Origin of the sequence: Arthrobacter sp. JUb119, assembly GCF_024807995.1 — a bacterium.
GTDB lineage: Bacteria > Actinomycetota > Actinomycetes > Actinomycetales > Micrococcaceae > Glutamicibacter.
In genome coordinates this window covers 418,116-431,848 of sequence record NZ_JANUFE010000002.1, presented here as the reverse complement: position 1 = coordinate 431,848, position 13,733 = coordinate 418,116, and the positions used below count along the sequence as shown (strand labels likewise).

The following is a 13,733-nucleotide window of genomic DNA, read 5'->3' as shown; positions in this document are numbered from 1 at the left end:
AATAAAGGCATGGAGCAAAACGACCACGTATCGCGCATTCAACAGCAGTGGGCAGAACAACGGCCGGATCTCGACCCAGCGCCCCAGGGAATCATCGGCCGGCTGCATCGCTTGGCTAATTACCTGACCGAGGAGCTCTGCACGGTTTATGCAGAGCATGGGCTGACCGAAGCTGAATTCGATGTGCTCGCGGCCTTGCGGCGGGCAGGAGAACCCCACTCCCTGGCCCCCGGCGAGCTGGCACAGCAGACGATGGTGACTACCGGAGCCATGACCAAGCGGCTCGACAAGCTGGTCAGCAACGGCTGGGTCACCCGCGCGCTATCCGGTGATGACAGGCGTGGGCGCCGCATCTCCTTGACGGCTAGCGGCAAGAAGAAAATCGATGAAGCGTTTACCGCCCACATGCGCAACGAAAAGCGCCTCGTGGACCAGCTGGCCCCCGCTGATCGTCCTGTGCTCGAAGAAATGCTGCGAAACTGGTTGGCCCACTATGAACAGACCCGGCCCTAGCCTTATCGGCCAGCGCGTCGCCAAGAATGCAAAAAGCCGCGCAGGGCAGCGGGGAGAATTTCCCACTGCCCTGCGCGGCAATGCGTTTGCGCTGGAGACAGCTGCTAGTCGATCGAAGCCATCAGCTCGACCACGCGGTCAAGGAATGCATCGACCTGCGATTCCTCGTAGCCATCGGTTCCCTGCGAAGAGCGGAATTCCACGCGGCGTACGGTGTCAACGGCCATGGGCACGTCGTTCTCGAAATAGTCGATGAGCTGATCGCATAGGCGATCGACATCTTCGATGTTGTAGCTCGACGCGTTGGAACGCGACGGGCGACGGAAACGCTCACCCTTGGCACGGTGCAGGCGGCCACGCAGGATCGCGGCCAGGCGGCCTACCTGCTGCAGCCAGACCTCCTCGCCCTGATGGGCAATCAAGTCGTCGCGCTCGCGCTTGGCAAAGACATCTTCCAAGCGGTCCAGCGCACCATCGACTTCGCGGGCCTGGTACCCGCCCTTCTGCGGCGCAAAAGTGGTGCGGCGGATCAGGTGGCTGGTGACCACACTGTCGTCGTTTCCTCCACCGTTGAAGGTGGCGCGGGCACGGCTCAGGAATGCATCAACTTGCTTTGCGTTGTAGCCGAATTCCGAGTCCGGTACGCGGGAAAACGGAGCATCTTGCTGCTGCGACACGACAGTTCCTTTTTCTCTAGAGAGATATCAGTTGGGTACCCCGGTAAGGCGATACCCCTCATATTCTATTGGCTTGGGCCAATAGTTGGCTTAATGGCCACACCAGCCAGTGCATTCCAGTAGAGGATCACACCCGCTGGCGGGACCGGTCAGAAGACTTCGACGCTCCAGGCCAACACATGCGAAATCACGTAGCCCAGAGGAATGACAAACAATATCGAGTCCAAGCGATCCATGATTCCGCCATGGCCCGGCAGCAAGTTGCTCATGTCCTTGATGCCGAGTTCACGTTTGACCATGGATTCCGCGAAGTCGCCAGTGGTCGCGGCAATGGTGGTGAAGAACGCCAAGATGACGCCCGTCCACCATGGCATTTCCAGCCAGAAGTGCATTGCGCAAGCACCAATAGCCATCGAACCAATCATTGATCCGGCGAAGCCCTCCCAGGACTTTTTCGGAGAAATCTTTGGCGCCATCGGATGCTTGCCTATTAGCACACCCACGATGTAGCCGAAGGTGTCGTTGGCGACCGCGAGCAGCAAAAGCGTGGCAATGAGCCATTGGCCATTCTCGGAATCAAGAATCAGCAGGGCGAAGGAAAGCAGCAGCGGCACCCAGCTGATGATGAACACGCTGCTCATCACCGAGGCCACAGCACCCTTTAGTCCTTCCATGAGCCGGAAGAGCAGAGCGATGAGGATACAGGCAATGTAGCTGAATCCAAGGGCTTCCACCCCGCCCCAAATGGCACTGACCGGCAGCAAGACCGAGGACAGGTACAACGGCAATTGAGGCACCGCGGTCTTGGCGTGAGTAGTAGCTCTCGCAACTTCCCAGCAGCCAATGCCGCTGAGGGCAATCAGCGCGATGACCAACAATGGCTGCGACCACATCAGGCCAACGAGGACGACGCCGAGCATCAGCAAGCCTACGCCGATTGCCGCGGGCAGGTTGCGTCCGGCGCGCGATTTCTTCGGCTCCGGGGTTCCTATCAACAGCTCGGCAGGGATGTCTGCTTCTGCCGCGTCGGGCTGGCCGGTCTCGGCCAGGTCCGTGGAGTCGGAAACCGGTGGAGCAGGCATCTTGCCCTCGGCAGGCGCTGGATTCTGCGCCGCTGATTCGGCTTCCGGTTTGGTCGCTTCGCCCTTCGCTGGCATACCACCCTGGGCAGCTGGGGCCGCTAAGATCTTGGCTTTGCCGGGTTCCGCCGATTCTACGGGCTCAGCCGGTTCCTCTGCTGGTCCGGCCTGCTGGGCAGCGACCGGCCCCGGGGCCGCCACCGACTTGGACGTATCAGCCTTGAAGGCTGCCTTGGCACGCTCTTTCGCTTGCCCGGTATCAGCCGTAGCGGCTGCATCCTTGCCTGGGGAAACCTCGGCTGCCGGGTTCGCGCCAGCCCCTGGCTGAGGGGTCGGCAAAACGCCATCGGTGCCGGCAACTTGCTCCACGGCTGGTGCCGGTGCTGGCGTGGCCATTGGAGCAGCTACCGGATTGGCCGGTTCAGTCGTGACCGGTTCTTGGATTCCAGTGGCAGGTTCTGGAGTTTCCCTAGCCGCGCGGTTCTTCATGAAACCGCGTTTTTTCCCCTTGGCGGCAGCCTCGCGCTGGGCACGAGCTTCACGTCGGGTCAGGGGCTGGGATTCTCCGGATGCCACTGAGGGCACCGCCGAAGCGTTGCCCTCAGTGTTGTCTGTCGAGCCTGGCATTAGACTTCCAGCAGCTCTGCTTCTTTTTTCTTCAAGATCTCGTCAACTGCGTCAACGTGCTTCTTGGTCAGCGCGTCGAGGTCCTTTTCTGCACGGGTGCCCTCGTCCTCGCCAATTTCGCCATCCTTGACCAACTTGTCGATGGAGTCCTTGGCCTTGCGGCGGTGGTTACGCAGCGCAACGCGGGCGTCCTCACCCTTGGCCTTGGCCAGCTTGACGTATTCCTTGCGGCGTTCTTCGGTCAGCACTGGAAGGACAACGCGGATCATCTTTCCGTCCGAAGATGGGTTTGCCCCAACTTCTGGATCGCCCAGAGCCTTTTCGATTGCGCGCATAGCGGTCACATCGAATGGGGTGATGGTGATGGTGCGTGCTTCTGGCACTGCAAAGGAAGCCAACTGCTGCAGTGGGGTCGGGGAACCGTAGTAGTCCACCATGACCTTCGAGTACATGCCTGGGTGGGCGCGACCGGTACGGATCGTCGCGAAGTCCTCCTTGGCGGCCTCAATGGTGCGTTCCATCTTTTCGGCGGTTTCCGCCAGCGTTTCGTCAATCACCGGTACTCCTCAAGTACTTCATCTGTGTTTCCGCTACGGGAAATTAAATCTACTTCAATCCTAAGCCACGATCACCGATTAGACGGTGACAGTGGTGCCAATCCGCTCGCCGCGAATTGCCGCGGCCACGTTTCCTTCGCCTTCCATGCCGAAGACCAGCATATTGAGCTTGTTGTCCTGGCACATGGTCATGGCGGTCTGGTCCATCACGCGGATGTCGTTGACCAGCGCGTCGCTGTAGGTCAAGGTCTCCAGCTTCTTGGCGGTCGGATCCTTCTTCGGATCCGCGGTGTACACGCCATCGACGCCCGACTTGGCCATCAGAACTTCGTCAGCATCGACTTCCAGGGCACGCTGCGCGGCCACGGTGTCGGTGGAGAAGTACGGCAGGCCTGCGCCAGCGCCGAAGATGACAACGCGGTCCTTTTCCATGTGGCGGATGGCACGGCGTGGGATGTAGTTTTCTGCGACCTGGGCCATGGCGATGGCCGACTGGACGCGGGTTTCGACGCCGCATTGTTCCAGGAAGTCCTGCAGTGCCAGGCAGTTCATGACGGTGCCAAGCATGCCCATGTAGTCTGCGCGCGAGCGGTCCATGCCGGAGGCCGAGAGTTCTGCGCCGCGGAAGAAATTGCCGCCGCCAACCACGATTGCGACCTCTACTTCGCCTACGGTTTCAGCGATCTGCTTGGCGATGCCGCGAACGGTATCCGGGTCAACGCCGATCTTGCCGCCGCCGAATACTTCACCGGAGAGCTTGAGCAGTACGCGGCGTCGTTTGGTTTCTGGGGTGCTTGGCATGAGGTGTCTTACTCCTGGAGGTCGGAATCAAGCTGGGGGTACTACTTCCCAGATCCCAAGCTATCGTGAGATCCGGGCTCAAGAAAAGGGAGGCGAGTCACCGAGTTTTCTCTCGGTGCTCACCTCCCTTTGATCTTGTGCACTCAGGTTGCCCTGAACGCGGTTCGCTTAATGCGTACGGCTAATGCTTAGAGCTGTAAAAGCTTAGGCACCAACGCGGAAGCGTGCGAAGGCAACTGGCTTGGTGCCAGCTTCTTCGAAGACCTTGCCTACGGACTTCTTTGCGTCCTTGGCGAAAGCCTGGTCAACCAAGACGATTTCCTTGAAGAAACCGGTCAGGCGGCCTTCAACGATCTTGGTGAGTGCAGCTTCTGGCTTGCCCTCCGCGCGAGCGGTTTCGTCTGCGATGCGGCGCTCGTCGGCAACCTTGTCAGCTGGAACCTCCTCGCGGGACAGGAAGGTAGGAGCCATTGCAGCGGTGTGGACAGCAACGTCGTGTGCGACGGTTGCGGCAGCTTCGCTGTCAGCGTCAACAGCCATCAGAACGCCAACCTGAGCTGGCAGGTCCTTGCTGGTCTTGTGCAGGTACGAAGCAACCTTGGCACCCTCGATGCGTGCAACACGGCGTACAACAACCTTCTCGCCGAGGATTGCGCCCTCTTCGATAACGATGTCGCCAACGGTCTTGCCGTCCAGCTCGTAAGCCAGCAGTGCTTCTGCATCTGCAGCACCGGAAGCCACAGCGGCATCCAGGACCTTGTTGGCCAGTGCGATGAACTTCTCGTTCTTGGCAACGAAGTCGGTCTCGCAGTTGATCTCGATCATGACGCCGACGTTGCCTTCAACCTTGGCAGCAACCAGGCCTTCAGCGGTCGAACGGCCTTCGCGCTTGGTAGCGCCCTTCAGGCCCTTGACGCGGATGATCTCGATGGCCTTCTCGGCGTCGCCGTTAGCCTCGTCCAGTGCCTTCTTAACGTCCATCATGCCGGCGCCAGTGCGCTCGCGCAGTGCCTTGATATCAGCAGCGGTGTAGTTTGCCACGTGCAATCCCATTCAGCTAGGAGTTTCAAGTTTATTTTGCTTATGGGACGGGTCGGATTTCCGGCCCGTCCCACAAGACTTGGTGAAGTTCACCCCGAGCTACACGCTAGTGGGCCCAGGCAAACTTCTGGAGTCACCGAGGTGACTACTTGGCTTCTGGTGCCTCAGTTGCATCGTCTGCAGCTGGTGCTTCAGTTGCAGCTTCTGCAGCTGGAGCTTCGGCCTTGGCCTTCTCGCCCTCAAGCAGCTCGCGCTCCCACTCAGCCATTGGCTCAGCAGCACCCTCGGTCTTGCCGGCAGCCTTGTTGTTCTTGGCGATGAGGCCTTCGGCCACAGCGTCAGCAACAACGCGGGTCAGCAGGTTGACGGAGCGGATTGCGTCGTCGTTGCCTGGGATTGGGTAGGTAACTTCGTCCGGATCGCAGTTGGTGTCCAGGATGGCCACAACTGGGATGCCCAGCTTCTGTGCTTCGTCGATAGCCAAGTGTTCCTTCTTGGTGTCAACGATCCAGATAGCGGAAGGGGTGCGGGTCAGGTTACGGATACCACCGAGGTTGTTCTGCAGCTTGGTCAGCTCGCGCTTCAGCAGCAGCAGTTCCTTCTTGGTGTGACCGGAGCCAGCAACGTCCTCGAAGTTGATCTCTTCCAGTTCCTTCATGCGCTGAACGCGCTTGGAGACGGTCTGGAAGTTGGTCAGCATACCGCCGAGCCAACGCTGGTTCACGTATGGCTGGCCAACGCGGTTAGCCTGCTCGGCGATCGATTCCTGAGCCTGCTTCTTGGTACCGACGAACAGTACGGTGCCGCCGTGGGCAACGGTCTGCTTGACGAACTCGTAAGCGCGGTCGATGAACGACAGCGACTGCTGCAGGTCGATGATGTAGATGCCGTTGCGCTCGGTGAAAATGAAGCGCTTCATCTTTGGGTTCCAGCGACGGGTCTGGTGGCCGAAGTGGACGCCGCTGTCAAGCAGCTCTCGCATGGTTACGACTGGCATGTCGCAACTCCTTTCAGCAGTGGCGGACCGGGCGCGCATGCGCCCGCGGTAACTGCTCTTGTTTGTTCGGGTTGATGCAGATAGCCATTGTGGATATCCGCCCTGGCATGAATACCGATAGATGCTTGGCATCTCGCCTTCGGTCCACCGATTCTCTCGGACCACTGGAACCTCAGGCCACAGCTCATGAAGCTGTGGATACTCATACGCGAAGTCAATCCCCTGCCCGACGCACCCAGTTTTGGACACACCTGTGACAGGACACTGCTGTTTCAAGTGTACTACAGAGAACTCAACGCTTTACACGGCGATATCGGTGATCTGCAGCCCATTCGCTTGCCCACAATTCGCTCTTCCAACTGCTCAAGATCCGGCTATTGGGTCCATCCTGAGAGGATGAAATCCAAGTATCTAGTCGCCGGGCTGCAGGTTTTGCTGCTGGCCTTCAGTGGTCCTCCGGCCTCGCCCCTGACTGCGGCGCCACAACCAGTCCAAGCACAAGCTGCACTCGCCGCCGGCAACGGCTGGCGTTGGCCGCTAGCTGGCGAACCGGAAATTCTGGAGCCCTTCGATAAGCCGGAGGAGAATTGGCTTCCCGGTCATCGCGGCGTGGATTTGGCTGCCAGCTCCGGAGACTCGGTCTTCGCGCCCCAGCGCGGCCAAGTCGCCTTCGCTTCAGTGATCGTGGATCGACCCGTGCTGGTCATCGACCACGGTTCCGGATTCAAGACCAGCATCGAACCGGTAGCCGCCGGAGTCTCGGTGGGCGATTGGGTCGAGGCTGGCGCGAAGGTGGGACAGGTAGCAACCGGGGCGCACTGCTCGGGCCGATGCATTCACTGGGGCGTGCGGCTCGAAGGAGAATACATTGACCCGGTGTTGCTGATCCGCGACATGCGTCCATCAATACTCTTGCCGCTGCACGAATGACCGTGAAGGCTCCCAGGGGTGCACCAAGAAGAGCCACGGTTACTGTCGCGGGTCTTGCAGACCGGATCCTCTGCGTGTTCTTGCCCCTGGCGAGAGCTCCATGCCGCGCAGCCGCGTGGCCTGTTCCTTGGACTGCCCTGAGAGTTGCAAGTTGGCACCGCGCAATGGGCCGGGAACTGGCTTCTTCCAGTTTCCAGACCCCGGAACGAAAAATCGCCCAGCAGCTTTTTTGCATAAGCTGCTGGACGATCTTGTTTGGTAGGGAGTATGGGACTTGAACCCATGACCAAGGGATTATGAGTCCCCTGCTCTAACCAACTGAGCTAACTCCCCACATGGGCCCATCGCCGAAGCGGCGTAACCACACTCGAAATATTCTAGGGCATCACTAGCCGAAACACCGACTTGACGCACCCGATGACGATGAACCTATTAATGGGTGGAAACTTCGTGGCCGCGGTAAAGGGCTTCGAAGGAGTTCATTGTCTTTTCCTGCGCGTGGTTCTTCACCTTTTCGTGCCCGGCTTCACCCATCTTGGCACGGCGCTGCCCATCCAAGGCAAGAACCTGGTCTAACTTGTTGGCCAGATCCTGCCGGTCTCCCGGCGTGAACATGTAACCATTGATGCCTTCGTCTACCAGGTGCGGCAGGGCCATCGCGTTGGCCAGAACGACGGGTTTGGAAGCCGAGAGTGCTTCCAGGGTTACCAATGACTGCAGTTCGGCGGTGCCTGGTTGGCAGAACACATCGCAACGCAGGTAGGCCTGGCGCAGTTGTTCATCACTTACATGCCCAAGGAAACGGACACGGTCTCGCAGCTGCAATTCGTCGGCGATCTTCTCCAAGTGAGCGCGTTGCTCTCCCCCGCCAACAATTTCAATGATGGCATCCGGCACCTGGCTCATTAAAGGCAATGCCTCGATGAGTTCATTGATGTTCTTCTCAACGGCAAGACGGCCTGCGAACAAGATCGTGGGGAACTCGTTTTTAATGATTTCTTCCCCTGCCGCCAGCTCGTAGTTGCCGATCTCGATCCCGTTAGACAGCGGAAGCACCCGGTTCAGTTTGGCACGCTCACGCATTGCCTTGGCCGCCAGTGGAGTCGGGGTCGTGACGGCGTCTGCCCGCCCAAAGATCTTCCCCATGTCTCTCCACGAATTCTGCGCGACAATTCGCTTGAACCACTGCGGGAAAGGCAGGAAGGGGTCAAGGTTTTCCGGCATGAAGTGGTTCGTGGCGATGGAACGAACCTTGTTCTTGCGAGCCCATCCGATCGTGCGCTGGCCAATCATATAGTGGCTCTGGGCGTGGACTACATCGGGCTTGATATCCGAGAGCAGCTTGCTGATCTGCCGATTGACTTCCCACGGGAACACGATGCGGAAGTACTCGTGGGTAGGTACCGAATGCGATTCCAGACGATGCACAATTGCTTCATCACGGATCTCGGTGTAGGTCTTGCCCTTATCTCCACGGGCCGCCAGCACATGCACCCGGTGGCCGCGTGCATGCATCGCAGTAGCCAACCGGTAGCAAAACATCGCTGCACCGTTGACGTCTGGCGGATAAGTGTCAGCAGCAATGACGATGGTCAGCGGTTTTTCCTTGGCCACGAGCATCCTTCGGCGTTCACACGCGTTGTAGTTTCTATTAAAATCTGCAGCTTCAGTCTATTTGGAATCAGGCATGGATTTTTCTGCTTCAGACTGGTTCCGGCGTTCAATAACATCCGGGTGATGTCTGGACAGTGCGGTCACACCGACGATAGCCAAACCAGCAGCCACCAGCATCAGCACGGTGACCAGTACCGGAACATCAGGACGCAGCTCCCCGAGGATGCCGATTCCAATGGCAATGCCAATTATTGGGTCAATCACCGTCAACCCTGCGATGACAAGGTCAGGAGGTCCCTTTGAGTAGGCCTTTTGCACAAAATACGAGCCTAGAAGGCCAGCTACAACTACCGCTAGGCCAGCCAGCCAAGGCAGCTGGACAAAGCTGCCGTCGCCGATATTCATCACGGCGATTGCAATGGTTCGAACCAGTACGGCGACGAATCCGAATAGGACGCCAGCACCGAGGATGAAGAAGAACGCACCGAGCTTCTTGTGGAAGAAGATGGTGGCCAATCCCACGATGGCAACGACTACCGCCAAGATCATTTCAATCAAGTGCGCTTCGTAGTCGTTTACCTCCTGGTTGCTGCTAGTGGCAGTGACGGCCAGAAGCACGAAGCCAACCGAACCCACCATGCAGCTGATGATCGCCAATACGGTGGGACGATTCATCGTCAGGTCGGTTTCCTTGGCATTGACCATCGCAGTGATCACCAATGCAATGGCACCAATTGGCTGAACCACCGTCAAGGGCGCGCTGGCTAGCGCGAAAACATTCAAGGCCATGCCAAGAGCCATCAGCCCCAGTCCGCTCATCCAGCGTTTATTGCGGGCCAGCTTCCCGACATTCTTAATTGTCAGGTCCAGACCGCCAACAGCACTGCGGACTGCCTGCGATTGGAAGTGCGCTCCAAAGGCAAGACAAAAGGCACTGCATAGTGCCGCTGCAATAGCGATCCAAACCATGTCAGTGCCTTTCTAGCCTAAGTTTTCATACGACGGGGCACGCGCACGCTTGGTACGGCTAATGCCTGGCCCCGTCGGCGAAAGACCTAGGAGCGCTTGAACAATGCGCGGACAACAGCCACCAGCGCCAGCCCGGAACCTGCCATCACGATATACGGTCGTGCCTGCTCTAAGCGGTTTGAGCCGGCTCTGTCAGCCTCCGATTGGTCTTCGGAAGACGAAGACGGGGAAGGGCGAACGAATCCCTTCGCCTTGGCAGCTGCTCCGGAGAACTTTTCCCCAGCTCCCTGGGTGAACGAACGAATCTTGTCGATCTTGGCCAGTGGCGCTTGCACGCTCTCGCCCAGGTTGTCACGCAGAGCCTGGATCTGGCGGCGGCGACGCTTGGTGCGAAGGATCAGCTCATCGGCACTCGGTGCCGGAGGCTTCGGTTCCTTCTTCTTTTCAGCCTTCTCGTCATCCTCAGCCGACTTCTTCTTCAGCGGCTCATCAAGAGTGCTGACATCGAAGGCGCTGCCGTCCTTGAGCACGCCCAAGTCGTGGCGGAGTCCGCGAATAGCTGCTTCCGGCTTCAGCGGCAGTGCCTTCTTGACCTTGGCATATCCAACCAATCCCAAGATGGCAGCAACCAGCAAGAAGAATCCTGCAACGATCAATGCGGCTGCCCAACCGGGCAACCAGAGAGCCAATACATTGACCAGGGTAACTACAACAGCAATGACGAAGAGCAGCACTACGAGCAGTGCAGCTCCGGCGAGCGCCGCCGCCATGCCAATGCTGATTCCCTTGCCTTTGAGTACCGTAGTCGCGAGTTTGATCTCGTCCGAGAGCTGTTGTGGAACAAGCTCCTTGAGACCATCAACCTGCGTCTTAGCACTCTTGACACTCGACTTAAGGCTTTCGTCAGCTTGCGTCGATTCAGCTTCAGACATGGTTTCTCCATATTCTCGATCGCTCAGCAACCGGTACATCAAACGCTAACACCCCGGTTGCCGCATACGACTCAGTCTTCAGGCGTAAAACCCACTGCATTTATCTCATGCTGTGGGTGTAACTGTTAACGATTCGAAAGTCTATCGTCTAATCACCTGTGGTTATAGGAGGTTCGGGTGTTGCTGGGTTTTCACTTCGAATTTGCGCATGGCAACGACCGCTTTTGGGTAAAACAAAACCTCCCAGCTACTTGCGGAGCTGGGAGGTTTCTTTGGCTCCTCCAACTGGACTTGAACCAGTAACCCTTCGATTAACAGTCGAATGCTCTGCCAATTGAGCTATGGAGGAATGCAACGAGTAATACTTTAGCACTGGCCAAGTGCCGTTTTCAAATCGGAAGTTCCCGTTGCGGAGCATGCGTTCCCTGCCCCGAAATTCCGCCATTTTCCGGGCGAGACCGGATGCTTATCCACCAAGCAGCAGCAAACTACTTTCTGTGATCTGCCGCATATCTGGTCAAATCCAGCAGCTGCTGCGCTGATTGTTCCCATGAGTAGTGCCCGGCTCGTTCCACGGCGCGTTGCGAATACTGTCTCCAGGTAGCCTGCTCATCCAAAGTGCGTACTTGGTCCGCGAAGCCTTGTGCATCATCTGCCGAAGCGTACAGCGCGGCGTCATCCGCGACTTCCCTGAAAATCGGCATATCGGTGGCAATCACCGGAGTTCCCATGCTCATCGCTTCGACCAGGGGAAGCCCGTAGCCTTCTTCTCGCGAAAGGGTTACCAAGGCAGTGCATTCGCTGAGCAGCCGCTCGTATTCCTCATCGCTGACACCGCGGTGGAATACCACTGTGGATTGCGAGGGGATGAGCTTGGATAATTCAGCATGACGTTGCTCGTTGATCCCGCTTAGCAGGTGCAGCTCATAGTCCGGCAGGTGCGCCATACCGCGGATGAGTGTCTCGACGTTCTTGTATTCCATGAAGGAACCCATATAGACCAAGGTCTTCTTTGGGCGCTTCGCTTGGTCTCGACGAGCAAAATTTCCGGTGGGGGCGTTGGACACCAGTCCAATGCGCTTCTTGGTCAGTCGATGTCTGCGCATGAGTTCGGCTGTGGTGTTGGAAACGGTAGCCACCGCGTCGGCACGATTCAGGAGCATCCGCTGCGGCCAGTAGACCTGATGGAACAAGAACCATCCAGCGCGAATCGGAGCAGGCAGGAACTTCGGTGCATGCGGATGCGAGTAGTAGATCAAATCATGCAGGGTCAAGACCAAGGGATATTTCCGCCCCAACGATCCGATGGTCTGCATGGGCGAGAACACGACATCCGGCTTGAGCTTGTTGATCTGCAGGGCGACGAATGGCTCGAGCACGCTCGTGGGGCCGGAAATCTTCAGATACGGAACATCGGGGAGCATTGCCAGCTGCCTGGTGTCGTTGACCAGCATCGTGACCTCGGCAAGCTTGCTGGCGGCCTCGATCAACCCGGCGGTATACCGGCTAATGCCATCATGGTGGGTGATGCGGGTGTATCGAGCGTCGATAACGAGTTTCACGTGCGCGGTTGCCTTTACTTCGTGGTGCGTATGCTTTCCAGCCTAACGGCTTGCGGGGCCGCGCATCACTAGGTAGCTAATAACTGAGAGGGTTGCGGCAACGACCCAGGCAAGCAGTCCAGCGGTAATCCCCCACGCGCTGGCCAATGCGCCGCCCGCCAATCCGCCAACGGGTACGACTCCAAAGGTGAATAACCGGCGTGCGCTTAGGACCCGGCCCAGCAGCTGCTCCGGAACGATCTGCACAATCCAGGACGAGGCAGCAATGTTGAAGAGCAGCACGACGATTCCCCATCCCAGCGCGAAAATTCCCAGCAGCGCCATGGACCACATTTCGGTTGCATAAGCCGCGGCCAATACGCAGCCCGCCAAAACTGCCTGCATCGAACCGGTGTAGATCAGCAAGGTTGCCGGAGCGAATTTTCCAGCCAGCGTTCCTGCGATAGCAGCTCCAATTAGCCCGCCAACGCCACCCACCGAGGCGAAAAGGCCGTACCCGAATTCGCCAAAGCCGAGCTCGTTGATAATGAAGATCGCTTCCACCGATGACCCGATGGCCAGCCCCAAGTTGGAGAACATCACTGCAACGGTAATTGCCAAGAGCAGGCGGTGCCGGGCCAGATACCTGAGGCCAGCCAGGATGCCGCCCTTTTCGGTCGACGGCCCGGGGCGGCGGCCAGGGCCTTGCGACAGGCGAGAGGAACGCACCTGCAGCGCCATCAGCATTGCCAGCAGGCCCAGAGCCGTCGAGATGCTCAGCAGCGCTGGCGCTCCCCACAGCGCGAAGCCGGTTCCCGCCAAGGCCGGGACAATCACGGTCATTGACTGGTCCGCAGCTCCCAGCGAGGCGATCAGCTTGCTAATGCTCGCCGCTCGGACTTCAGGCTCATCTCCGATGAGCTGCGGAACGGCAGTGGTTTGGGACGTTTCGGAAAAAACATTGCAGAAGCCGAGCAATGCGCACAACAGCATCCCCAGCGGGATCGTTAGCTCCTCGGCGAAGGACAGCGCCGCTAGGCACCCCAGCAGGAAAAGCTTGGACCCGAGACCGATGCGCAGGACCCGCAACGCGGAATACTTGTCGACCAAATGGCCCGCGGGGATGCTGGCGAGCACAAAGGAAAGGGAACCAAGCGCATTGAGCACTCCCATCTGCATGGCAGTTGCGCCAAGGGTACCTACGAACAGCAGATCAATCGTGATATCAGAAAGTGAGCGTCCTGCCGCGTCCGTTGCGTTCGACCCGAGGAGCAGACGCTGGGATCGCTGGACTTTTCCTGGGCTTGCCGTGGCCACTTGCCCTCCCTTGCTCTAACTGTTTGATCATACAGTTCTAGCTTGAAAGTGCAATCAAACGATTAGTGATAATTCCGGGACATTGGAAGTCGAGAAGTTCTCTCCATTTCAACCTCGCAGGGGTCCAACTTCAGCCTC

The 13,733-nt window shown here is 58.3% G+C and carries 13 protein-coding genes and 2 tRNA genes; 2 read left to right on the top strand and 13 right to left on the bottom strand.

All coding sequences use genetic code 11. The annotated features are described in order from the left end of the window. Positions 1-9 precede the first annotated feature (9 nt). Positions 10-513: a MarR family winged helix-turn-helix transcriptional regulator gene (locus M2368_RS08045; RefSeq protein WP_105661811.1), complete on the top strand. Its 504-nt coding sequence runs from the start codon at positions 10-12 to the stop codon at positions 511-513. Between the two features lie 104 nt (positions 514-617). On the opposite strand, the gene M2368_RS08040 is transcribed toward M2368_RS08045, so the two are convergent. From M2368_RS08040 to rpsB, 6 genes are all read right to left on the bottom strand, one after another. Then, positions 618-1,190, bottom strand: coding sequence for a DivIVA domain-containing protein (locus M2368_RS08040; protein WP_105657242.1), 573 nt, complete (start codon positions 1,188-1,190; stop codon positions 618-620). A gap of 149 nt (positions 1,191-1,339) precedes the next feature. Next, the gene (locus M2368_RS08035) at positions 1,340-2,896 is read right to left on the bottom strand and encodes a phosphatidate cytidylyltransferase (protein ID WP_286134594.1); all 1,557 of its coding nucleotides are present in this window, start codon (positions 2,894-2,896) and stop codon (positions 1,340-1,342) included. Next, positions 2,896-3,453: a ribosome recycling factor gene (gene frr, locus M2368_RS08030; RefSeq protein WP_105657241.1), complete on the bottom strand. Its 558-nt coding sequence runs from the start codon at positions 3,451-3,453 to the stop codon at positions 2,896-2,898. The genes M2368_RS08035 and frr overlap by 1 nt, the downstream gene beginning before the upstream one ends. Positions 3,454-3,531: 78 nt before the next feature. After that, positions 3,532-4,254: a UMP kinase gene (pyrH, locus tag M2368_RS08025; RefSeq protein WP_105657240.1), complete on the bottom strand. Its 723-nt coding sequence runs from the start codon at positions 4,252-4,254 to the stop codon at positions 3,532-3,534. Between the two features lie 204 nt (positions 4,255-4,458). Beyond that, entirely contained in the window at positions 4,459-5,295 is an 837-nt protein-coding gene (tsf, locus tag M2368_RS08020) for a translation elongation factor Ts (RefSeq protein ID WP_105657303.1), read from the bottom strand. A 145-nt stretch (positions 5,296-5,440) separates the two neighbouring features. After that, positions 5,441-6,292 carry a 30S ribosomal protein S2 gene (gene rpsB / locus M2368_RS08015; protein ID WP_105661810.1) on the bottom strand — a complete coding sequence of 284 codons (852 nt, stop codon included), beginning with the start codon at positions 6,290-6,292 and terminating at the stop codon, positions 5,441-5,443. A 396-nt stretch (positions 6,293-6,688) separates the two neighbouring features. Here rpsB and M2368_RS08010 point away from each other — a divergent pair, with 396 nt between their 5' ends. Next, positions 6,689-7,222 (top strand): M23 family metallopeptidase, encoded by a 534-nt coding sequence (locus M2368_RS08010; protein ID WP_105661809.1) that lies wholly within the window; start codon positions 6,689-6,691, stop codon positions 7,220-7,222. 256 nt (positions 7,223-7,478) lie between these two features. Here the strand turns inward: M2368_RS08010 and M2368_RS08005 are convergent. From M2368_RS08005 to M2368_RS07975, 7 genes are all read right to left on the bottom strand, one after another. After that, positions 7,479-7,555, bottom strand: a tRNA-Ile gene (locus M2368_RS08005). 99 nt (positions 7,556-7,654) lie between these two features. Continuing rightward, on the bottom strand, positions 7,655-8,842 hold the full coding sequence (locus tag M2368_RS08000) for a glycosyltransferase (RefSeq protein WP_105657237.1): 1,188 nt from the start codon (positions 8,840-8,842) through the stop codon (positions 7,655-7,657). 51 nt (positions 8,843-8,893) lie between these two features. Further along, positions 8,894-9,805 (bottom strand): DMT family transporter, encoded by a 912-nt coding sequence (locus M2368_RS07995; protein WP_105657236.1) that lies wholly within the window; start codon positions 9,803-9,805, stop codon positions 8,894-8,896. An 86-nt stretch (positions 9,806-9,891) separates the two neighbouring features. After that, positions 9,892-10,737 (bottom strand): phage holin family protein, encoded by an 846-nt coding sequence (locus M2368_RS07990; protein WP_332486638.1) that lies wholly within the window; start codon positions 10,735-10,737, stop codon positions 9,892-9,894. Positions 10,738-11,010: 273 nt separating this feature from the next. Beyond that, positions 11,011-11,086 (bottom strand) — tRNA-Asn (locus M2368_RS07985). Positions 11,087-11,225: 139 nt separating this feature from the next. Then, a complete protein-coding gene (locus tag M2368_RS07980; protein ID WP_332486640.1) occupies positions 11,226-12,299 on the bottom strand; it encodes a glycosyltransferase family 4 protein in 1,074 nt (357 codons plus the stop codon). 42 nt (positions 12,300-12,341) lie between these two features. Then, complete coding sequence (locus M2368_RS07975; RefSeq protein WP_332486642.1) at positions 12,342-13,595, bottom strand: MFS transporter; 1,254 nt, start codon at positions 13,593-13,595, stop codon at positions 12,342-12,344. Between the last annotated feature and the right edge of the window lie 138 nt (positions 13,596-13,733).

Excerpts from the sequence above, each read along its gene's own strand:
- rpsB (WP_105661810.1), bottom strand. The coding sequence starts at position 6,292 with ATGCCAGTCGTAACCATGCGAGAGCTGCTTGACAGCGGCGTCCACTTC.
- M2368_RS08045 (WP_105661811.1), top strand. The coding sequence starts at position 10 with ATGGAGCAAAACGACCACGTATCGCGCATTCAACAGCAGTGGGCAGAA.
- M2368_RS08010 (WP_105661809.1), top strand. The coding sequence starts at position 6,689 with ATGAAATCCAAGTATCTAGTCGCCGGGCTGCAGGTTTTGCTGCTGGCC.
- M2368_RS08035 (WP_286134594.1), bottom strand. The coding sequence starts at position 2,896 with ATGCCAGGCTCGACAGACAACACTGAGGGCAACGCTTCGGCGGTGCCC.
- M2368_RS07990 (WP_332486638.1), bottom strand. The coding sequence starts at position 10,737 with ATGTCTGAAGCTGAATCGACGCAAGCTGACGAAAGCCTTAAGTCGAGT.
- M2368_RS08000 (WP_105657237.1), bottom strand. The coding sequence starts at position 8,842 with ATGCTCGTGGCCAAGGAAAAACCGCTGACCATCGTCATTGCTGCTGAC.
- M2368_RS07995 (WP_105657236.1), bottom strand. The coding sequence starts at position 9,805 with ATGGTTTGGATCGCTATTGCAGCGGCACTATGCAGTGCCTTTTGTCTT.
- pyrH (WP_105657240.1), bottom strand. The coding sequence starts at position 4,254 with ATGCCAAGCACCCCAGAAACCAAACGACGCCGCGTACTGCTCAAGCTC.